Annotated in this window: 18 protein-coding genes and 1 pseudogene; 1 reads left to right on the top strand and 18 read right to left on the bottom strand. The window is 43.4% G+C overall.

Annotated features, from left to right (window positions below; all coding sequences use genetic code 11):
* Positions 1–124: 124 nt before the first annotated feature.
* The 15 genes and pseudogenes from FRZ06_03620 to FRZ06_03550 all read right to left on the bottom strand — a co-directional run bounded on the left by FRZ06_03620 (position 125) and on the right by FRZ06_03550 (position 16,947).
* Entirely contained in the window at positions 125–829 is a 705-nt protein-coding gene (locus FRZ06_03620; protein QOX62497.1) for a hypothetical protein, read from the bottom strand.
* Between the two features lie 51 nt (positions 830–880).
* The gene (locus FRZ06_03615; GenBank protein QOX62496.1) at positions 881–1,903 is read right to left on the bottom strand and encodes a hypothetical protein; all 1,023 of its coding nucleotides are present in this window, start codon (positions 1,901–1,903) and stop codon (positions 881–883) included.
* A gap of 2 nt (positions 1,904–1,905) precedes the next feature.
* The gene (locus FRZ06_03610) at positions 1,906–3,264 is read right to left on the bottom strand and encodes an ATPase (protein QOX62495.1); all 1,359 of its coding nucleotides are present in this window, start codon (positions 3,262–3,264) and stop codon (positions 1,906–1,908) included.
* Complete coding sequence (locus FRZ06_03605) at positions 3,246–4,025, bottom strand: septum site-determining protein MinD (GenBank protein ID QOX62494.1); 780 nt, start codon at positions 4,023–4,025, stop codon at positions 3,246–3,248. Before FRZ06_03605 ends, FRZ06_03610 begins: the two co-directional genes overlap by 19 nt.
* Complete coding sequence (locus FRZ06_03600) at positions 4,015–4,743, bottom strand: hypothetical protein (protein QOX62493.1); 729 nt, start codon at positions 4,741–4,743, stop codon at positions 4,015–4,017. The genes FRZ06_03605 and FRZ06_03600 overlap by 11 nt, the downstream gene beginning before the upstream one ends.
* A gap of 278 nt (positions 4,744–5,021) precedes the next feature.
* A pseudogene (gene dhaL / locus FRZ06_03595) lies at positions 5,022–6,817 on the bottom strand (dihydroxyacetone kinase subunit L).
* Between the two features lie 45 nt (positions 6,818–6,862).
* The gene (gene rpiB / locus FRZ06_03590; protein QOX62492.1) at positions 6,863–7,339 is read right to left on the bottom strand and encodes a ribose 5-phosphate isomerase B; all 477 of its coding nucleotides are present in this window, start codon (positions 7,337–7,339) and stop codon (positions 6,863–6,865) included.
* A 12-nt stretch (positions 7,340–7,351) separates the two neighbouring features.
* Positions 7,352–7,915 carry an SIS domain-containing protein gene (locus tag FRZ06_03585; protein QOX62491.1) on the bottom strand — a complete coding sequence of 188 codons (564 nt, stop codon included), beginning with the start codon at positions 7,913–7,915 and terminating at the stop codon, positions 7,352–7,354.
* Positions 7,916–8,011: 96 nt separating this feature from the next.
* Positions 8,012–8,908 carry a TIM barrel protein gene (locus FRZ06_03580; protein ID QOX62490.1) on the bottom strand — a complete coding sequence of 299 codons (897 nt, stop codon included), beginning with the start codon at positions 8,906–8,908 and terminating at the stop codon, positions 8,012–8,014.
* Between the two features lie 74 nt (positions 8,909–8,982).
* On the bottom strand, positions 8,983–9,987 hold the full coding sequence (locus tag FRZ06_03575) for an ABC transporter permease (protein QOX62489.1): 1,005 nt from the start codon (positions 9,985–9,987) through the stop codon (positions 8,983–8,985).
* Between the two features lie 19 nt (positions 9,988–10,006).
* Entirely contained in the window at positions 10,007–11,485 is a 1,479-nt protein-coding gene (locus tag FRZ06_03570) for a sugar ABC transporter ATP-binding protein (GenBank protein ID QOX62488.1), read from the bottom strand.
* Between the two features lie 75 nt (positions 11,486–11,560).
* Complete coding sequence (locus tag FRZ06_03565) at positions 11,561–12,550, bottom strand: sugar ABC transporter substrate-binding protein (GenBank protein QOX62487.1); 990 nt, start codon at positions 12,548–12,550, stop codon at positions 11,561–11,563.
* Between the two features lie 248 nt (positions 12,551–12,798).
* Positions 12,799–14,256 carry a hypothetical protein gene (locus FRZ06_03560; protein ID QOX62486.1) on the bottom strand — a complete coding sequence of 486 codons (1,458 nt, stop codon included), beginning with the start codon at positions 14,254–14,256 and terminating at the stop codon, positions 12,799–12,801.
* Positions 14,228–15,283: a sensor histidine kinase gene (locus FRZ06_03555; protein ID QOX62485.1), complete on the bottom strand. Its 1,056-nt coding sequence runs from the start codon at positions 15,281–15,283 to the stop codon at positions 14,228–14,230. Before FRZ06_03555 ends, FRZ06_03560 begins: the two co-directional genes overlap by 29 nt.
* A 47-nt stretch (positions 15,284–15,330) precedes the next feature.
* Positions 15,331–16,947: a response regulator gene (locus tag FRZ06_03550; GenBank protein QOX62484.1), complete on the bottom strand. Its 1,617-nt coding sequence runs from the start codon at positions 16,945–16,947 to the stop codon at positions 15,331–15,333.
* Positions 16,948–17,863: 916 nt separating this feature from the next.
* On the opposite strand from FRZ06_03550, the gene FRZ06_03545 reads away from it, so the two are divergent.
* Positions 17,864–18,670, top strand: coding sequence for a triose-phosphate isomerase (locus tag FRZ06_03545; GenBank protein QOX62483.1), 807 nt, complete (start codon positions 17,864–17,866; stop codon positions 18,668–18,670).
* Between the two features lie 282 nt (positions 18,671–18,952).
* Here FRZ06_03545 and FRZ06_03540 read toward each other — a convergent pair whose 3' ends face one another.
* From FRZ06_03540 to pknB, 3 genes are read right to left on the bottom strand one after another with little or no spacing between them, the layout of a single operon-like run.
* On the bottom strand, positions 18,953–19,606 hold the full coding sequence (locus FRZ06_03540) for a ribulose-phosphate 3-epimerase (protein QOX62482.1): 654 nt from the start codon (positions 19,604–19,606) through the stop codon (positions 18,953–18,955).
* 32 nt (positions 19,607–19,638) lie between these two features.
* Positions 19,639–20,505, bottom strand: coding sequence for a ribosome small subunit-dependent GTPase A (gene rsgA, locus FRZ06_03535; GenBank protein QOX62481.1), 867 nt, complete (start codon positions 20,503–20,505; stop codon positions 19,639–19,641).
* Positions 20,505–22,466, bottom strand: coding sequence for a Stk1 family PASTA domain-containing Ser/Thr kinase (pknB, locus tag FRZ06_03530; protein QOX62480.1), 1,962 nt, complete (start codon positions 22,464–22,466; stop codon positions 20,505–20,507). The genes rsgA and pknB overlap by 1 nt, the downstream gene beginning before the upstream one ends.
* Between the last annotated feature and the right edge of the window lie 38 nt (positions 22,467–22,504).

The following is a 22,504-nucleotide window of genomic DNA, read 5'->3' as shown; positions in this document are numbered from 1 at the left end:
CACTATCCGATATGGTTTCAGCGCTTCCTTTAAATTCCCCTACAAAACCTGCAATGGTAATCCCCAGGAGAACCATCGCAATCATTACGATAATTTGTTTCATTTCAACTCTCCTTTACTTTTGCTACATAAATAACTGCAGCAATTCCTTCTGATCGATAAAATACGCAATATAAATAAAATTAATAAAGATAGCCAGGATGTTCACTACTACCGGAAAGTAAATCAATTCACTTACAATCTCATCTCTTTTTTTCTGATAGGTAACCCTTACCGCTTTTATGCTCTTTTCATACGAAAGCAGCGTTTCCAATAACCCGGTGGGCTCCAGACGATCCCATTGAATCAGCAGTCCGGCAAAATCCCGGCCAGCAGTAGTACCGACTTTTTTTGCAAAATATTCTGCCGCCGCTGTGGATTGATTCATACGGAGCAAGCTCAGCATTTTTACATAAACAGGCTGAAGGATACCATTGTGCTCCGATAATCGTTCAATGATATAGTCGGAGCTGCTTGTTTTCCCCCTGCCAAGCGTTGCGAGATTTCGAAGAAATGCAATGGCCTCAAGGATTTCCTTGTCCATACTCTGTTCCCTTATGTTTCTGATGATACGGGAGGGCATCTCAAAAATGCCGGTCTTATGCTGTCTGAATTCTCTCTCACTGCTGCTTCTTGCTTTTAGAACAGCACTGCTTCTAAGTTCAAGTCTTCGCTGCAAACTAAAGACCCAGAGTCTGCGGTCTTTTATAATAAAAATTCCAGTTAGGAAAACACCCATAAGCCCCATGGGAATCCCTCTATACCAATATTCAAGCCAGCCTATATTCATTCGGTCCTCCATTTATTCCATTCGCTGAAAAGCCATACTTCTGCCCAATGATCAATAATCAAAGCGCTGATTATTAATGATTTCTATCAACGCCAAATTGATTAAAAACAAGAAGATGATTACGAGTATAAGAAGAAAACCCTGCTCCGTATACAGTTGATTTCGAATCAGCTTTGAAACGGGGATGCCTAGATACTTCACTGACATGAGTATAGTGCCCAGATACATTACCGGTGCCAGAAAAACCACCATTCTGACAGACTCAGCATTGAGCCGCTTCCGTTCTTCAAATAGCTGCCTCGCCTCCCTAAGCTGAATGAGGATATCTTCCAAAGCAAGTGATACGTTCATGCCGCTTTCCGCTGCTACACGAATGCTGTTTGCAAGCATCCTACTCCAATTGGTGTTGATTCCATAAGCAAAACGCTCTGTAGCATCCTTTATGATCTGAGGATCTCCAGTATTTCGCAGTTCAAGTAAAAGCTTGAACATTAGTTTTCCTGTAATTTTTGTTCCTTCCGAGATCAAAATCACCTGCTCCATGGTTTTGTAGACATTATATTCACAGATTCGATACTGGCATAGAACTTCTGAAATCAGTTTTTCTCCTTCATAGCTGCTCTTCCTTCGCATCGTCTCTACTTTGACCCGAAGCATTAGATATGGCATCAGTGTAAGCAGGAGCGCCATTAGAAAGGCTGATATCGGCGACGCGCTCCTTAGTCCAGCTGTCAGTATGCATGCAAAAATAATGATCGACATCACAAGATATGCTTTGGGTTCCATTGGCTTATTCTGTGCGGCAGACAAAACACTTCTCAGATGCCGCTCCAGAGCTGAATCCTGTCTGAGCATTTTCTTTCTTGCCTTCAGCCGATTGTGCATTCGAATTTTAGCCATGACGCTCCGAATTCGCACCCGATAGGTAATCCATACTCCCGTGATCAGCAGCAGATATAGGATCGCTACCGCAAGAACAGCCAGAACTTCTGGTTTTTCGAAATTCACAAAGGTTCCGGTACTTTTTTCCAGGTCCGCAAAAAAACCTGCTTTTTGTTCCAGCTCAGCAATCATTTCTATGCTCCCTTCTGTGATAGACTGCGAAGTCTTTCCACAAACATTTCTAACGCAGCGGAATCTTCTTCTTCTCCAAGCCTTTTCTTATCCTCACCAATTGCAAAGTCCCAGCTCCATGTATCCAAACAGTGATCATAGGTGCAAATCTGCCTGATATTGATCTGCATTAATTCTCTATTCAAGCTTAATTCATAGATTCCTTTCAGCCTCTTTTGGCTTTTGTTTTTCAGCTGAATAAAATGAAAGATGTAATCAAAGCTGACAGCCACTTTTCTTGCTGTATTCTCAAGGTCTCCCCCCATACTCTTGATGATTTCAAAAGCAACATCATAGCAAAAATCCAGAGGCTCCCTTGTATGAAAGGTGATTTTCATACGCCTGGTGCCTTTACTTGCCACCTTCACAGCGGTATCCAACGCGATACCATCCCTTGCTTCCGCAAGAATAAAGTAGTCGGCATCGCTTCTCAAAAGGTTTTTGGACAAATGCTTCAGCTTTTCATTATCTGCCAGCAGCTGTAAAATTGGTGCTTCCGGCATCAGCTGATGGATCGGTATCTCCGGATCTGTTTCAACCAACACCCCTTCCAAGGACGGATCCTCATAGCTCTGCCATGTGGAAAGAAAGGTGGTTTTAGCGGTTCTAACCGCTCCTGTAAATGCCACATTGTATCCAAGACGTACCATGATCTTAAAGAGTTCAACGGATTCCATAGGAATGGTACCTCTTGCCGCCTGTTCTTCAAAGCTGTAATTGGGGATAATGTAGCGGCGAAAGATGATGACATCCTGACCCTTTTTCGTCATCCCGCCTCCAAATATGGTTACTCTCGTTCCATCAAGCATATAGACTTCATGGGTCTCCTTATCAAGTCGTTCCTCGGGGGTTAGCAGCAGGAATGCCCGAATCATCTGTTCTCTTCGCTCTTTCGTAATTTTCTGAGACTTCAAGCACATTTGACCATTTTCCAAGAAATAGATTCTGTCACCGATAATTTTTGCAGAGCTGCTTTCAGAAAACGATGCTGTGAACCACTCAGAAACCCCCGCTAGTCCCCAGTTCTCCTGATAAATCCCGTCCTCAAGACTTTCATACCAGGATGGATAAGAAGCGTTCTCGGCACCATACCGTCTGATGGATTCAAGGATTCTGCTTTTAAAGTATGCAACCTCATTCTCATATCCGATAATCGCCTTTTTTTGTATCCTTAAAGCAGAATCTAAATTTTCCTTCCCACTTTCCCATTCTTTCAGAAATTCAAGGTTTACTCTATGGCAAAGTTTCTGAAAATCTATGCTTTTACGAAGCGTCTCCGTCGTTTGATTTTTGATATAATCCCCTAAATGAAACTTTTCCATCTGCTTTTCCTTTGTTTCGCAAATTCCTCAAACCCATTTTTCCTGAGAATATAATTTGCAACTGCGACAATATCCTTTGTGTATGCCTCATTTCGATATTCCAAAAGTGTCTTGTATTCCATCTCTGCCTGACGGGAATAATCCGCAGTGTTGAGTTTCCAGAGACGTTCCTTTTCAATTTCCATCCGTCCGGCAAGATAAGAAAGTCCTATGGGATCCTGCTCATAGTATTTATTAATAATACATGCGGAAATAGCGATTCCCAGATTCTCCATAATCCTCTTGTTCTTTTCAAAGCGGCGGATTCCGGTCTCCTGCTGCGTCGCCACAAGAAAGATTTCCTCAGCAGAAGACAATGCTCCTATTGCAAGACCGTTGTCTATCTCATTTCCACAATCTGCTAATATGAGATCAAACTCCGGCGCAATTTCTTCCAGCAGATATCTGGCCATGTCTGGATAATAATACCGTGCTTCTAGTTCATTGGAGATTCCAGCCATCATATAGAAATTCCCTTTATGACTGCAGGTTTTCATAAAATCACTGCCGTTGATCATCTTATTGTCAATGTGAAATTTCATGGCATCGATGGAAACAGGGGTTTCTTTTACATATTCAGCGCTTTCCCTTCCATTCATTGAGATAAAAAGAAGTTTCAAATTGGGGCTGCCAAGAGATATGGCCTCTGCAATTGATTGGGATACCATGGTTGTCCCGACCTTGTGATCAACGCCATGAAAGCAAAATAGATTATGGATCAATTTTTTCTCCTCCTTGCACGAGTATGAGCGATCTCGACATTTCGGAAGCAGCAACCTGGGTTTCCAAAGCAGGAGCCTGGTTTTCCGCGCCGGCATTATTTGGAGTTGCTGTTACATACGCAACCAGCTTTTCATACTCTTCCAATGTGGTGATGATTTCAACATGGTCGATGATGGAGGTACTGTCCGTTCTCTCGAGAACCTCTTTTTCAATATAGTTTTTGCCCTCGAGCATCACATCTCTTACCTCGCGCTCTGCTTCATCCTTTACAAAAGCAATCCGGTAAGAACCAATGAGCCCTCCACTGTTGCTGCCGTAGATCTGAACGATGTCTCCTCTTCGAAGGGAACTGCTTCGCATAGCAATCCAGTCTGGCTCAATGACAAATATAGCCTCCCCTTCTTTTAGATAAAACTCATTCTCTCTGAAATAAGCCTGACTGAGCTGACTGTTTTGTGAAATGAGCTGGGCTGTTACCTTGCCCATTAACAAGCCCGCCTCTTCCGGCTTCAGCGCCCCTTCAATCAGGTTGTCCTTTGGCACCCCTCTTATCTCAAACATATTTTGATCCACCAGCGTCCCCATCTCAATTTTATGTTTCGCAACGAGAACTTCTCTCAGTAGGATCATCTCCCTGCCCTTCCATTCCCATAGAAACAGGCTGACGAAAGACAACATGATGAGTAGAATTCCGATGATTGATTTGACTCGCTTCAATTAACCACTCCTTTAACATTATGTCCCATGTCCTTGATATAATTACATTATTTTACATTTAATATATCCCACCGTCCCTTTGTTGTCAACCACTTTTTTTCCATAATATTACATTTTATTCTGTAGTGTACTAATAGTTCTTCTCTATCTCTATGGCAAAATTTTATTTTAGGAATGCAACCAAAAAAGACAGCGAAATCATTCTGATTCCGCTGTCTTTTTCTGGTAATCGATTCCCCTTTTTGATAAGTTTTATTGCTTATAACAGGTTATCTGCGTCAAACCGTTTCTTGAGGGGATAAGGAGAAGAAGAGTTCTGAAACATATCGCTGCATTGCAGAAAAAATGATTGCTACCGAGGTTGCGCCTGCATCCTGATAGCCGATGGCTCGTTCCATCAGGGATTTTGCTCGGCCGAATTTAGCTGTATAATTTTTTGTGTTTTCCATCCCCTCTATTGCTGCTTTTTCTGCACTGCTCAGCAGCAATATGAGATTTGAAAAATCAGTTTCTCCCATAGCGACAATTGCTTCCATGGCAACCACTGCGGGTTCCAGCGCGTCCACCATGGTCTTATCCCCCACCTGTGCGCCGCCTCGTGCCTTAATTGCATCCAGTGCGTTTCGGAATATCACAGTCAGCGCATATCCATTAAGTTCTATGATAGGCGGGAGTCCCTTAACACCGCTGAGAAACATCGATCCGAATATAACGCCGGATGCTCCGCCCATGGAGTTCAGCATGGTCATTCCTGTGGTTTTAAAAATGGTATTGATATCTTCAAAAGGGCGTCCAGCTTCCAGCGCAGCCTTTGCCTTTTCCATACCGCCAGACATTCCGATTCCATGATCTCCGTCTCCGATTCTGCTGTCTACCTCTGTAAGGTAATCCTTACTCGCTGTGATTGCATCACAGGCAGACAGAATCATATCCGTTGTCTGATCGATGGTCAGAGAGGTCAGCGCAGTAGTTGCTGTCTTTGCAGTCGTCTCTGTTGCCGTTGCAGTTGTTGCAGTTGACGCCGCTGGTGTTGTCGCTGCAGTCGTAAAGGTCGTCGTTGTTGTCATTGCTGTACGATCTCCTCTCTTGCATAGTAAGGCGACCAGCAAGCCGTATCATAATAAGTTTTCAGCTCGTCATCCAGTTTAAGAATGGTAATGGAAAAGCCCCCCATCTCCTGACAGGTACAATAGCTCTTAATCTCAGCATCGTGTACGATGAGCCCGTCATCACTCATTTGGTGATCCAGCTCGTAATAGACCGTGTTCAGTTCGAGAAGGGTTGTGGAGCCCAGTCCATTCACAAGGACAGAGATTTCGTCCTCTTGTTTCAATCCCATCTCATTTCGCAGCTCTCCATACATTCTCTCTACCAGCTCATTTACGGGTTTCATTGTAGTGCGTTCAATTCCCGGCTCTCCGTGAAGGCCCATACCAAATTCGATCTCATCCTCTCCAAGTACAAACGTCGGCTTGTCAAGGCCAGGTATGGAGCCTGGCGAAGTTGCAAGTCCGATGGTGTTGATAGAATCTCTCGCTTTCTCTGTAATGCGCAGCACTTCCGCAAGCTCAAGCCCCGCATCACAGGCAGCGCCTGCAATCTTAATCACAAAAACGTCTCCCGCAATGCCCCTTCTGTCCTGTATCCTTTCTCTTGGTGCAGAAGCACAGTCATCCCAGACCCGCACATGTGCCGTTTGGATATCCTCCATATCGCAGAGTTCCTCCGCCATGTCAAAGTTGAGATTATCCCCTGCATAATTGCCGTAGAGAAACAATACTCCTTTTCCTTCATGTACCGCCTTTGCCGTTTCTGCAATGAGCTGGGGATTGGGAGATGCAAAAATATTCCCACAGGCTACTGCATCTGCAAGGCCTCTGCCTGCAAAGCCGCCGAATAGCGGTTCATGTCCGCTGCCTCCCCCGATGACGAGAGAAACCTTGTTTTTCCGTCTCCCTTTATAGACAAACGCGTTAAATTCTCCAATTCGCTCATAATAGCGGCGATACGCCTTTAAATATCCGGTGAGCATTTCCTCGATCACATTGGAATCGCGGTTTATGATTTTCTTCATAGAAGTTCCCTCCATTCTTACGTTTCATTGGTCTCCTGAAGCAAGCTACAGCACCTCAGCCTCATGAAAACTCCGAAGATGCTCCTGTTCCAATTCCTGAATCCTCTCAACTTTCGGTGCAGACCCGCCACCTGCAAAGTCACAGTTCATCCAGATGTCAACGATATATTTTGCAAGCTCCACACCAATGACCCGTTCTCCCATGCATAGGATCTGCGCGTTGTTACTTTTTCTCGAACGTTCGGCAGAAAATGGATCATGGCAGACTGCCGCCCGGATTCCCGGTACCTTATTTGCACAGATGGCCATACCGATTCCTGTTCCGCAGAAGAGAATGCCCCGATCAAATGCTCCTCCTGCAACGGCATCCGCCACCGTATACGCGACATCTGGATACAGCACCACATCTCCTGCCATTGCTCCAAAATCAACTATTTCAAGATTCGCGCGATTTTCAAGATGCTTGATAATTTCAACCTTGAGACAATATGCGGCCTCATCGCAGCCGATCGCTATTCTCATATCCAATTCCTCCTATTCAACATTTCTGTGCCGTTCGGACATCTTCTCAAAACTCTGTGCCGGGTCTTCATCAACGAGCATCATAATCACCATGTCAAATAGGATCAGAAGGCACTGCTCAAAAAGATTTCCCATGGGCTGAAAGGAAGGTACCACCGCATCCGTTCCGCGGTAAACCGCCGCTGGCAGAAACAGTACTTGATCCGCCAGGTCTCTTGCCGTTCTTCCACTGGGGGAACCTGTAACGACACAGATGTTTCCCCCCGCCTCCTTCGCCCGCTCGCAGATATAATGAATGTGACCAATCTGGCCGTCCCCCAGCGTTGCTATCAAAAGATCGCCGGGTTCAATTCCTGGTGTCGTGTCATCCCATATCCAATGAATTTCCTTCCCCATATGCATCAGGCGCATGGCAAAGGCTCTCGTTGCCATACCCTCGCGACCAACTCCGATCAGGAAAATTCGATTTGAATCTCTTACAGTATCCATAAAGTCACGGATATTTTTATAATCAATTTTTTGAAATACCTGCTCATATTCCGAAAGAATTTTTGGATACATCTCATCAAAATTCATTTTCGCTCCTCCATTCCTTACGTTCCTGCATTGTTCCATATTCCAGCCTGCAGCAGAGATCAAAAGTTAGTATTTAACCGATCAGCATTGTAAGGCTTATGTGTTGCAGAGCGCTAGTTCTTTATGAAGATAGTCCATCGTCTTTTTCATTCCTTCATATACCTCATCATCAAATGCTTCAAAAGCAGGAACCACTTCAAGATACTGTACAATATCCGAAAGACCTGCGTCTTCCGTAGCTTTTTTGATCAGCTGCGGTGTAATGATGCCTTCTTTTGTAAAATCCCAGTGCCGATCCAGCAATCCATCTGTTTGCTGAAGATGAATTGATCCGATGTAAGGTTTACATACCTTGAGCCAATGCCCCATATCAGCTTCCTGACCGAGAAGTGGAGAAAAGAGCGCATGACCCCAGTCGACAAGCAGCTTATAGGGAATAGCGCTGGAAGCCAGATCCGTCATCATCTGAACGGAGGATTCAGGGCTATGGGGAAATTCAGTAATCAGCGGAGTCGCTTCAATATGAATTTCCTTCAACCCGCTGCCTTTTCCGTACTCTGCAATTCGGAACAGATATTCCAGCATGTTCGCATATCGCTCTTCACGCATTTTTGCATCACGCGAATGATCATAAGTCATCCCGCCTACAGGGGTTCCCATCACTTCTGCGCCCATTTCAACGGTGAGATCAACCGCTCTTTGAAAGAATTGAAAGGACACCTCTCTTTGAAGTTCCGAGGGTGCGAGCAATTGGGCATAGGTATAAGAAGCAATCCCGCCGAAGGTTGCATCCAGCAGCAGCCCCTCTGTTTCGAAGGCTCTGCGGTACTCACCTGCCAAAGCATTTCTTTGTATCATCGGCCACCATGGATCAATCAAATCCCATGTAAATTGGATATGTTCGACTTTAAAATCATTTCTGCACATCGCCGCCAGCTGGTAAGGATCCAGCCAACGCTTTGTGGCAAAGGAAAGATTCAAACCTAATTTCATGAATAAAACCTCCTTTTCATAGCGATGCAATTGACGATCCAATTGTCATACGTTTGGAATCCGCCGTATCCCATTTATTTGGTCAGCTTGATTTTTCTCTGCTTCCGTTCCTGAAGGATTACAGAAAGGGAGCTGAAGGAAATTGCAATGACAACAACAAACCCGCTGACAGCAGACTGCCAGTACACATTGACACCAAATAGAATGATCATATTCTGAATCACGCTGATGATTGCAGCTCCGATCAAAGCCCCTGCAGGATTTCCTATCCCGCCGGTCAGCGCTACGCCGCCGATTACAGATGCAGCAATGGAATTCATAGGCCAGTTTTCACCGATAGCAGATTGGGCCGAGCCAAGGCGGGCCACATACAAAATACCGGCAAGAGCTGATATCATTCCCACGATGGAGTAGATCAAAATTCGGATTCTGTCTACCTTAATCCCTAAAACTCTCGCAGCATCTCTGTTATTTCCAATTGCGTAAATATATCGTCCGGTTTTCGTCTTTTTTACAAAGAACAAGACAAGAACAAGTACGATAAGAGTAAAAATAAATGGAATGGGTAAAGGTCCCAGATTTCCTTTTCCAAAGATATGTATTTCAGATGGAATACCAGTGATGGCTTTTCCCTTTGTCAATACGAGATTGACGCCTCCGTAAACCCCCGCCATACCGATGGTTGCGACCATAGCGTTCAGTCTTAGCTTTGAGATAATCAAGCCATTGAGGCTTCCCAGAACCAAACCGAGAAACAAAGCTGCTAACAGAGAAAGATACGGATTCCATCCCCAGTGCATCATCATGATACCGGAAAGTATCCCGCAAAGAGATGCGATTTTCCCTACGGATAAATCCAGTTCTCCGATGATGAGCAGAAGGGACTGACCAATACCGATCATCCCGATAAAGGCAAGGTCTCTGATCAGTGATTGCAAATTGTATATGTCTAAAAAGTACGGGGAAAAAACACTGGCCATCAGGATCATCAGGGCCAGGACAGCTCCGATTGCAGTCATGGTGCTCTTTTTTAACGTACTGACTACAGAATGAACAGGATTGGGCAATCTTTCATACATAATCTCGACTCCTTTTTTCTCAATTTATACCGATAACCGCACTTAAAATGCGTTCTTTTTCCGCATCAGAACCAAATTCACCAACTTTTTTTCCATTGTACAAAACAACGATTCGATTGGAGCACTTTCTGATCTCCTCCATCTCGGATGAGATTAGGATAATTCCCATCCCGTTTTCCTCCGCAAGTATTTTCATCATTCGATAAATCTCAGCTTTTGTTCCAACGTCAATTCCTTTTGTCGGTTCATCAAAGATTAATACCTTCGGGCTGCATCCCATGGATCTTCCTATAATCACCTTTTGTTGGTTACCGCCGCTCAGAAATTTTATCTTTTTTTCAATATCCGATGTCTTTACGTCATACTCCCTGACCACCTGCTCCGCCAAATCCATCTCTTTTTTACTGGATATTCCAACGGTGCTTCTGAGATCATCCAGATTGGAGACGCTAATATTTTCCCTGACGCTTAGCATTGGCAAAATACCTTGAGATTTTCTTTCCTCCGGTAAATAAATCAAGCCCTTTTTTACAGAGTAATTCGTATCACCCTGCTTTATCGGCATTCCATTCAGTTTCACCGTTCCCGCATAGATGGGAAGATATCCGAAAATAGCCTGCATCAACTCGCTGCGCCCAGCCCCGACAAGTCCTGAAAATCCGAGGATTTCACCGCGTTTCAGTTGGAAGCTTATATCAGAGAACTTCTCTCCTGTAAGGTTCTCTACCTCCAGTAAAACATCGTCGCCAACTTTCTCAGAGAAAAAAACCTGTGACTGATCCAAAGAGCGGCCGGTCATCTGTGTGATGACCCAAGGAGCATCCACTTCATGAATGTCTGAATACGCTACCTTCTCTCCGTTACGAAAAACTGTGAGCACATCACCAATGAGAAAAATTTCTTCCAGCTTGTGAGAAATAAATACGATAGCTTTATTCTCCTGCCTGATCTGCTCAATGACTTCAAACAAAATCTGGGTGTCCTTTGTGGTCAGGCTGGTGGTAGGTTCATCCAGCAGCAGAACTTCATACTCCTGATGTACCGTTGCCCTCGCGATTTGCAGCAGTTGTTTTTCCGATACCGAGATTTCTTTTACCAGCATGCCCGGGTCTGCATGAATATGAAAGCGCTCCAGAAGCGGAACTGCCCTCTTCTCAATTTCCGCCCGATTAACAAGCCCTTTTAGTCCGGATCTCTCATAAGGAAGAAACAGGTTATCCGCTACCGTCATATGCTCAAAGAGATCAATCTCCTGGGGTACATATGCAATTTTTTCGAACAGTTTCTTGTTCTTCATAGCATCTTCACCGCGAATATGGATGCTTCCACCTTCCGGCTCATAAACGCCGGTCAGGCATTTGATCAAGGTGCTCTTTCCCGCGCCGTTCTCTCCGATGACACAGTGAATTTCACCTAATTCAAAGGAAATATCTACAGAATCCAAGGCTACGACTCCGGGAAAAACTTTCGTGATATTACATGCCTCAAGTACTTTCATCTGATATGCTCCTTTTATTATGGTAAAAGGGGCCAGCTCGATGATAAGCCAAGCCCCCCGCTTTTACTTCTATAATTATTTGACCATTTCGATCCACTCATCAATATTGGAAGAATCGATATAAGCAATGCCCGTATCAACAACCTTTGGAATATCGATGCCGATGGATTTCTGCCACATCATCAGAACAGCCATGGAACCCTGCATCTGTGGAATTGTTGAAGAAGTTGCTGTAATTGTGCCGCTTTTAACATATTGAAGGATTTCGATTAGATTATCCATGGAAACAATGGTAACCTGGTCTTTCTTACCAGCTTCTTCCACTGCTGCCGCAATTCCCGTCGCGCAGGCATCACAGTTTAGGTATCCCTTCAGATCCGGGTTGGCTGCCAAGACAGCAGCAGCCTGTGACTGAGCTTCTTCTACGCTGTCATTGTCGATTCCGCCGTCAACCACAACAATGTCAGGATATTTGGCAAGCGCATCCAGATGCGCCTGATACCGCTCTGCATGATTGGGGGCTGTTGGAACACCCTGCATAACGGCGACCTTACCTTTATGTCCGATCAGTTCCGCCAATTTATCTGCTGCAATGGTTGCCTGTTCTGCAAAATCATTGCCAACACTGGTCAGCCCGCTGCCTTCAGGAGCTGGAGCGTCGAACAGCACCACCGGAATTCCCTGCTTTTGGATTTCTTCGATAACAGCTTTGTTGCCTTCATAATCCAGTGGGTCCAGTGCAATACCATCAGGTTTTGTTGCCGCAGCCTGTTCCAGTACAGTATTCTGCTCTGCTACGTCAGCGGTCTGTGGTGCACGGTAATCGATTTTCACCTCTACACCGAGCTGCTCAGACAGGGCTTTTGCCTGAAGCTGGGCACCCTTATTGACCTCGTCAAACCAAGGATGTACCACCTTTGGAACAATAACAAACGTTAAGTTCTTTTTCGCAGCAGAACCTGCCTCACCCGCATCACTGGATGACGGTTCTGACTTGGCGCAGCCTGCAAAGCTCCCAATCACCAGGGCTGCCGCAAGCACTGCAGATAAAATTTTCCTTCTCATTGTTTTTCCTCCTCCTAGAATTTCTTTCTTCTTTGAAAGTAATTTAATTATATCTGTGAGCATCATCAATTCCAATGTGGTGGGATTTAGAATAGGTGTGGGGATTTTTAGTTTGGGCATCTTTTTCTAAGGGAACGCTGATTGAAGTAAGTTGCGGGAATTGGTCGTGAACGGTTACGCTTTTCTGTAAGAAAACTGCCGTTCAGGGGATCGAATAAAATCCTACCCTGCACGGCAGTAAAAGTATTTTAGATATGTATGATCCGGTCTGAAATATCCTCTACGTATTCTTCTCTGGATTTGATTATGATTACAGCCGAACCGGCTTCTGTAAATTTCTTGATATAGGATTTGACCAGAGAAACACCAAAGATATCACAGTGTACAAAGGGTTCAAATAAGATCATCACCTTAGGCTTGTAGATAAGCCATCGTTCCAAAAGAAGTAGGATATATTCGTTCACACTCATATCCCGGATGTTTTCATGCTTCACCTTCAAATTATTTTTTATCTCATTCTCGAGCATTTTCAATACTCTGCGCTCCATGAGAACATGCTGCACGGCTGATATTTTTTCTAAAGACGGAATTAGAAGATTATTCCCCGCTGACATGCTGAGAAGCAGCTCACTTTCGCCGCCCATATCTGCGATGGATGCAATCCTGTTTTTAACAAAGCCGATAATGTCATTAAAGTCACATCGCTTCTTTTCGAGAACAATATTCATTGTTTTATCGATGGTTCTGCCGGACAGGAGTTGAAACAGCTGGGTTTTTTCCTTTAGATCCAGCGAAAGAATAGTTGTAACTTCACCCTGATAGAAGTCAAAATGGAAGACACATCCTCGTTTCAGAGTCATGTTGCCAATAGAATAGATTATCGCTTGAGATTCTTTAAGATGCATTTGTATCCCCTTTTGGCTTTTTCTATCATTGACGATTTTTTCGTCTTCCACGCCATCTGCATCTGCCAGTATCTCTGGTGAAGTTCGAGTCCCCCCCAACAAAAGTTCCTCCAGGTTGCTGTTATCAATAATAAAGTCTTTTCGACACTTTTTAACAATGCTGCCCTTCTTGAAGATGATAAATTTATCAGAAAGAATTCGTGAGACATGATCAGAGTGACTGTTCACAACAACGGCGAGTTCCCTACTTGAAACACGATCGATCAGCTCCTTGAACTTTTTAATATCCATTGTGGAACAACCCTCAAATTCGTCTTCAATGACGACGATTCTAGAATGCTTGCTATACGCCTTCAACAGGTCCACCATCCGCTTTTCCAGCTCTGTCAGCTTTTTTAATTTTCGATCAGGATTGATCTCCAGTCCAAATTCTAAAAAGAGCTCCTCCGTTTTCGCAGCAAGCCTTTTCTTATTGATTCCTAAAAAGGAGCTTTCATCAACCAAAAAAATATATTCCGCAACGGTCCAGTCATCAATCAAGAAATTTGAAGCGATAATCTTGTATACGTATCTGCACAGATCCTCCGTATTAATTCGGCGTACTCCGTCAAAATAAAAGCTGACTCGATCCACATTCAGCTTACCGCAGATGAAATCTTCCAGCAATCTTTTCCCTGAATTCTCCAATCCCAGAAATCCAACACACTCCCCGGCCAAAAGGCATAAGGTAATATTCCTCAGCCGCTCGGTGGTGCTGTACTCCATATTTAGATTATTGATGCGCAGCATTTCCTTTTTCATGGTCTGTTACGATTCCTTTCTGCATTCTTCGTTCATAGCCTGCAGGGATTGTAAGCTCTACATCAGTTCCTTGATTTGCGGTGCTGTATACACTCAAGCCGTAGTCTGGTCCAAATAGCAGCTGGATTCGCTTCTGAATGTTGGAAAGGGCAATACCGGTGTTTCGATGCGCGCCTCCCTTGTAGTCTTCCAGATTTCGTTCCGCCGACCGAATTCTTTCATTCAGATCATTCAGTGCTTTTCCATCCATTCCTTTCCCGTTGTCGGAAACAGTAATCAGCAGGTTCTTCTCTGTTTCTATGACTTCAATGGTGACCCTGCCACCCTCAACACAATCCTCAAGTCCATGGAAAATCGCATTTTCAACAATCGGCTGAAGAATCAGCTTTGGAATAAAATAATCGTAAGCCTTGGAATCATCATCATCGATAATGATCTCCAGCGTAAAGCGATTATTGAATCGAAACTTCAGAATCATCATGTAGTTCTGGATGTTCACCAGTTCATCGCGAAGGGTAACAAGATCCGCTCTTCGGTTGATACTGTAACGGAAGAATGCAGCAAGAGCCTCTACAATTTTTGCGATATCATTATTATCATCAATTAAAGCATAGCCCCGTATCGTCTCTAATGTGTTATACAGAAAATGAGGGTTGATCTGGCTTTGTAGAGCTGCCAGTTCAGCCTGCTTATCCAGCATTTCTGCCGAATTTTCTCGTATCATCTCATTGGCGCACTTTTCTACCAGATCTTTAATTTTATTCTTAAATAAAACATCATCAGATAGATTGTCCAGAAGCGCTTCGCTTCCCAGTTCCGTTTCGATGCTGCGATCGAGTGAATCTTCAAAACTCGAAAGAGGCTTGGCGATAGTCAAATAAAGCCACAGCGTTAGAATGGTCAGATTCACGATAAAAATCCCCATCCAGATCGGCGACAGCAGCTTGGTGATATACCCAAGCAATAGAAAAAGGATGAGCAGAAAAAGAAACATCATATATAATTTGATCGTTCTTGCCATACCCATAATAAAATCTCCTAGTACAGAGTACTCTAAATAACTGGTTAGAAAACCTAGGAATAGAGCTTGCGATATAGCGCAGGTTTGATCCCAACGGTTTTGGTAAAGGTCTGGCTGAAGTGCCGACTGTCCTTATAGCCTACATCATCAGCAATAGCAGCAATGGTCTTATTGCTTCCCCGAATCAATTCCTTAGCAATTTCCATTCGGATATGTACGAGATAAACGCTGAAATTCATACCGGTTTCCTTTTTAAATAAAACACTGAAATATACAGGATTCAGGTCCACAATTGTCGCAATATCCTCCAGTATGATCTTGTCTCGATAGTGCTCATTTATGTACTGCTTTGCTTGCCGGATCGGTTTTGCCGTTTCGATTTCTAGCTGCTTCAGACAGGTTTCCAGATAGCTTCCCAGATAATTTTTCAGCATCCCCGTTAAAAGTTCCAGAGTGTAACAGTGTTGACAAGCATTTTGCATTACCTGGATCAGCTGTTTTCCTTCACTATTTTGCACTGTAATATGCCCAAAAAACAAGTCGATCAGCTCATAGGCAATATCATAACAGACTGCAAAATCATGGTTTTCTTCATTCTGAAATTTTTGGTACATTTGTTGGATCGTCTGTTCCAGGGACTCTCTGGAAAGAGATTCAATGCTCATGAGATACGATTCCTTATGAACGGATAGATGTTTCCCAAGATCAAATTTGCTTTCCGGCTGCAATGAATCAAAATAAATCAATCTTCCTGTTCCAAGTTTAATCCTGTTTAAGACTGCTATATGAGATGCAGAGATTGAATGCTTTATTTTCTCAAATTCCAAAGCTTCAGGGCCGATGCCAATGGTTATTTTATACTGTTCAAAACCAATCAGATATTCTTGGATTTCCGACAGGATATTATTGATAATTGTCTTAATTTCCTTCCACTGAAGTGCGTTATAATTCAAAATACAGTAAATATTCAAATTGGTCTTTTTGCAGATCATATATTCATAAACATTATTTTTCACCATACTATCAAGGATCATCACAACCTTGTCCATGGTGATCGTATCCTGCTTTTTATCACTTTTCTCATAGTCCCAATAGTCCAATTTAATGTCAATTCCCCGATATGCGCCTTCATGAAAAGACAGATTATATTTCTCTTCCAGATCCGCCAATGTCGGATGCTCATTCATTTCAATGATATTGTTCAGCAGGTTGTTTTTGATGATCTGTTCACTAACCGAGATGGTTTTTTTAAATTTCTCTCCCTCTCTCTGCTTGAGGCCTTCATCTGCAAAAGCTGCACAAATATTTTGAAGAACTTTATTCAGTTCCTCCTCATTCACAGGTTTCAGCAAATAATCGTTCACGCCGTATTGCAATGCCTTATGCGCATATTCAAATTCCTTATACCCGCTGACCACGATAAATTTAACGCTTTCATTTTCTTTTTTTGTCATACTGATCAAATCAAGGCCATTAATCTTTGGCATTCTGATATCCGTAATGACGATGTCAGGATTCTCCTCGGTAATGATACGATAGGCTCTCTCACCGTTGTCTACTACGTTCACGCATTCCAATCCAATGTCATCCCATTTGATCAGCTTTTTGATCAGCATCGCAATATGAAATTCATCGTCAACAATTAGTACTCGTAACTTTCTGTCCAGCATTTCATCACCTGATTCGTCTTTCACTTTTCCGCAATAACTCTCGTCTCAAACATCCTTGATTCTGAGGGGTTCGAGGTGCCGACGGATTTCATCCGGTCTGAAAAACCCCTGGGAAAGGATAGGGGTTTTTCAGTTCCCCCTAATTCTATCATTCGTGCAAACCGTTGCTCCGGTTTGCTTCATAACGATCAATAAATGCATCATGACAAAATCTTAGATTTTGTTTCCTATTTGCATTTATTAGGGCTTACGAAACAATTCGAAAATGCCTCTACCTACTGGTATGGCCTTTTCGAATTCTCAAAACATGAGGTTGTTTCCAGAAAAAAATCTCATGTTTTGTGCGAAGGTGATGCTAAATATTGGGTCACCTTCGGTTTCGCTCGCCAATAATTAGGGGGAACACACCTCAAACATCCTTGATTCTGAAGGTTTGAGATGCCGCCGGATTTCATCCGGTCTGAAAAACCCCTGGGAAAGGATAGGGGTTTTTCAGTTCCCCCTAATTCTATCATTCGTGCAAACCGTTGCTCCGGTTTGCTTCATAACGATCAATAAATGCATCATGACAAAATCTTAGATTTTGTTTCCTATTTGCATTTATTATAATAAACTTTTTTCTAGTTGTATATTGTTATATTGTATTATAAAATGAATATGAATTAACAATGATGATCACGCATGCATCGGAGAGCCCGGCTTTGGAACATGTTCCGGGGATCATGAAGGCATAGTACGGCATCATTTTAATTCTTCTTCTTTGAAAGTAAATAGCGTAAGGAAAAGGGCCGGACAGACCGGTTTTTTGGCTTTGTTTTTTTAACAAACTTAGCCACTCCTGACAGCACCCCATAAGGTGCAGCGGAGGAATTTTCTAACGACAGCATCTTGCTTTTGAAATTAAAGGAGAAAAACAATGAATCAGAAACTTTATTTCGGCACCAATCTGAAAATGTATAAAACCATCTCTGATACCTTGGATTATTTGAGCAAATTGGCGGATTTGACCAAAGACATCAGCAGGGACAACATCGAACTGTTTGTCATCCCATCTTATACCTCTCTTGTGAAAGCATCAGAAACCATCGATCAAAATTTAATAAAATTGGGTGCTCAGAATATGAATTGGGAAGATCAGGGGCAATTTACCGGAGAAATCTCTCCTATTATGCTGAAAGAATTGAATCTTGAGCTGGTTATGATCGGTCATTCTGAGAGAAGGCACGTTTTTAGAGAATCGGATATTGATGAAAATAAAAAGGTACGTTCTGCTCTTTCTCACGACCTTACCGTTTTACTCTGCATCGGAGAGACCCTTGAAGAAAAAAACTTCGGCGTCAGTGAGGAAGTCCTCCGAAGACAGCTTAAAATTGGACTTCACAATATCCCCAATGAACGTATTCATCAATTGTGGATTGCCTACGAACCAGTGTGGGCTATTGGAGTGAATGGAATTCCCGCAACCTCAGATTATGCAGAACGCATGCATCGGCTAATCAAGGAATGTCTCTCCGAATTATTTGGAGAAGAAGCAAAACAAATACCCGTCCTTTACGGAGGAAGTGTCAATCCGGGGAATGCAGAAGATTTGATTGTTCAGCCATCCATTGATGGACTCTTTACAGGACGAAGTGCCTGGCAGGCAGATGATTTCAACCTGTTGATCAGAAGTTCACTGCTGACTTATCAGAATAGAGAGAGCGCAGCTGACACGAACAAATGATTTCTTTTTATAGAAAGATCAATTCGGTCATTTGATTTTCGGTATACCCTCCTATCACTAGTACGATCGTACTCGTGATGGAGGGTATCGTAGGATCATGAAATACTATGACAGCGGAAATATCTCTGCTATCCTAATCAATTTGTTTGATTGATGGTCACCCCAACCATTGATTATAGAACCGAAATTAATAAACCTCCCCTATCATCGATAGAGGAGGTATTTCATCCAAGGTTTTAATCTTTATAAATGCTTGTTAGGATTCAATCCTGCTTATAATCGCTATTGAATCAGCTCCAGCAATTCTTTCACTCTGCTCTCTATATCAGGCGCATCAAAGACCATCGAGCCTGCTACAAGAAGTTCAACTCCTGCATCTGCCACGGTTTTGATGTTATCCAAGTTGATGCCGCCATCAACTGCGATTACCAGTTTGGGATTTCTCTGATCTTTCATTTCCTTCAGTGTCTTAATCTTATCAAGCTGAGAGGGAATGAATTTCTGCCCCCCAAATCCCGGATTAACAGACATGATCAAAACAAGATCAAGATCCTCCAGGACATAGTCCAAAACCGAAAGGGGAGTAGCAGGATTCAACGCCACTCCGGCCTTGACCCCAAGAGATTTAATATGCTGAACCGTTCTGTGCAGATGTCGGCAAGCTTCCGCATGAACCGTTATAATCTCGGTATTGTCCGTCACGAAGCTCTCTAGATACTGATCTGGGTTTTCGATCATCAGATGAACATCAAAGGGAAGCTTTGTCTTTCCCAAAAGACTTTTCATTACCACAGCACCAAAGCTGATATTGGGGACGAAATGTCCATCCATTACATCTACATGGATTACCTGTGCCCCTGCCTTTTCGATCGCGGCAACCTGCTGGCCAAGTCTGGAAAAATCTGCGGATAATAATGAGGGTGCTAAGCGGTTCATAAATTCTCCTTATCTTCACAATTCGTGATCAATTAATACTTCTTCTTTTCCTGAATCTCTTTGTATTGACTCAAGTAGGACTGATATCGGGATTCATGAATCTTCCCTGCTATAACAGCATCTCTTACGCTGCAGTCCGGTTCTTTGACGTGCCTGCAGTCATCATATTTACAACTTCCGATGAAAGGTACCATCTCCGGATAAAGGAAATGCAATTCCTCTGTATCAGCATCCAAGATATCGAAGGAGGTAAAGCCAGGCGTATCAAACACCAGCGCACCGGAATCCGTCTCAAACAGTTCCACATGCCGAGTGGTATGCTTTCCTCGCTTCGTCTTCTCACTGATATCCCCGGTTTCAACAAGAAAGCGGGTTTGAAGGCGATTGAGTATGGTTGATTTTCCTGTGCCGGAAGGACCTGCCAGAGCACACTTTCGTGACCCCATCAATTGTACAAGCGTTTGAATCCCATCTCCCGTCGCTCCGCAAATACAAACAACCGGATAGATGCTCTCATAAATGCTCTCGATCGATCTCCGCTTTTCTTCGCTTACAAGATCGATCTTATTGATACACACAATGATGTCTGTATGATTTTTTTCAGCCATAACAAGAAATTTATCTATAATATCAGGGTTCGGCTGGGGCTTTGCAGCTGCGGTAACGATGATAAAGCAATCAACGTTTGCAATGGGAGGACGAATAAAGCAGTTCTTTCTCGGCAAAATTTCATTGACAACCGCTTCCGTTTCGTCTAGAGGCGCAATGATAACCTCATCTCCTACATATGGAGTGATCCCATCCTTCTTAAAAATCCCCCTGGCTTTACTCTGATAGACGCGTTCTTCTGTCTTAACGTAATAAAACCCTGCAATCCCCTTTATGATGATACCCTTCATTAATTAATTTCTCCAGTATTAAAGTTTACACTTTTCTCCATCACAACATCGTTGTCAAAAAGAACTTTTACGGTACCCGCACCGTCACCTGACAGAGAAAGAATCTGAGAGCCGTCGCTCTTAATCATCTGCTCTCTGTTGATGATGGTTCTTACACCGGACTCATCAGATATAACCACAGTCAGATAAAATACCTCGTTCTTTGCATTGCTAAAGTCAACCGTCAGCGGAATGGACCTAGAAGTTGCAGGCGGCTGATCGCCGGTGCTGACCTTTAGATTCACAGCGGTATCCTTATCCACCATCGTGTTTGGTTCGTACTGCTGCCACATAACTGTATTGATTTCGTAAGCCTCACTCATCTCATAGCTTACAGCACCAAAACGCAGACCAATCTTTTCCAGTTCTGCCTTAGCCGCATCGATATCTTTTCCTTTTACATCTGGAACCTGAACCTGTTCGATTGCCTTACCCAGGCTGACCACCAGATTTACCTTGGTACCAGGATCTGCCTTGGTCCCCGCATCTGGAGACTGGCGTATGACAACATCCTTCGGAAAATCACTGTTTTCCGTCGATACACTGCCCTGCTCAAAACCATAGCTTTCCAAAATGAATTTTGCATCAGAAGCTGTCTTATTCACTACATTCGGTATTTTGCCGTCCTCTTCTTTACCCTTGCTGATACTAACGGTTACGGAGAACCCTTCCTTCACCATCATTTCCGCTTTAGGGTCTTGGGATACGATCTCGCCTTCGGCAAATTGGGAGCTGGTCACTGCATCTCCTACCTTGATCTTCAGGTTGTACTTGCTCAGTTCCGCAGTTGCCTGATCAACGGTCATACCCTGAACGCTGGGAACTGCTACCTCTTTTGTTGCGGTAAGGCTGTTAAATGCACTCAGAATCAGCTGGCTCACCGGAATTGCACAAATCAGCGCTAAAATGATAGCGGCCACCTTTACTTTATTAATTCGAATCCGTTTTTTCGGTTTGTTTTCTTTATTCTTCTTTCTCATATCTCCGGTATTGTCCTCTCCTGTGTCTGCCGCCCCGTTAAAACCATTGACGGCGTTCATAACGATTGTTGCATCCAAACCGGCGCCCGAATAATGATCGAAACCGGATAAGGCTCTTGTTTTATGCATATCTGCCTGGCACAGCGCTTCATACATCTCACTGGCCGTTTTAAAGCGATTCACCTGGTATTTGTTTGTCGCCTTCATGATGATATCTTCCACGGCAGACGGTATTTCCGGAACATAGGTGGAGGGAGGTACCATCTCATCATTCATATGCATGATGGCAACTGCAACAGGGTTTTCCGCATCGAAGGGGACCTTTCCTGTCACCAATTCGTAAAGAACAATTCCCAGCGAATAGATATCAGATTTTTCATCCACATAGCCGCCTCGTGCCTGTTCTGGTGAAAAATAGTGAACCGAACCCATAATCGTTCCGGTATTGCCAACAATGGTTCCCGCATTCACCGCTTTCGCAATCCCAAAATCAGTGATTTTTGCCACTCCTTCAGGGGTAATCAGAATATTATGCGGCTTCACGTCCCTATGTATGATGTGATTTTTATGAGCAAAATTTAAAGCAAGGGCTATCTGCTTAACGATTTCCACTGCTTTTTGGAATTCCATAGGGCCTTCTTCCTTGATAATATCGCTCAAAACCTTTCCTTCAACCAGCTCCATCACAATGTAATGGATATTGCCTTCCTTGCCCACATCAAAAATATTAACGATGTTTGGGTGAGAAAGACTTGCTGCCGATTGGGATTCTCGCCGAAAGCTCTCTATGAATTTTAGATCCTTTGTAAATTCAGGCTTTAATATCTTGATCGCTACAAAGCGATTTAGTAATCGACATCTTGCTTTATATACGACGGCCATACCGCCATCGCCTATCTTTTCAAGTAATTCATACCTGCCAGCAAGTATTCTACTACTCATGTGTTAATCCTCCTGTCATAAATGTTTTCATAGAAAAT

Source organism: Clostridiales bacterium (assembly GCA_015243575.1).
GTDB classification, from domain to species: domain Bacteria; phylum Bacillota; class Clostridia; order Peptostreptococcales; family Anaerovoracaceae; genus Anoxybacterium; species Anoxybacterium hadale.
Note: the sequence above shows the minus strand (reverse complement) of the source record. Positions and strands in the feature narration are given on the sequence as shown.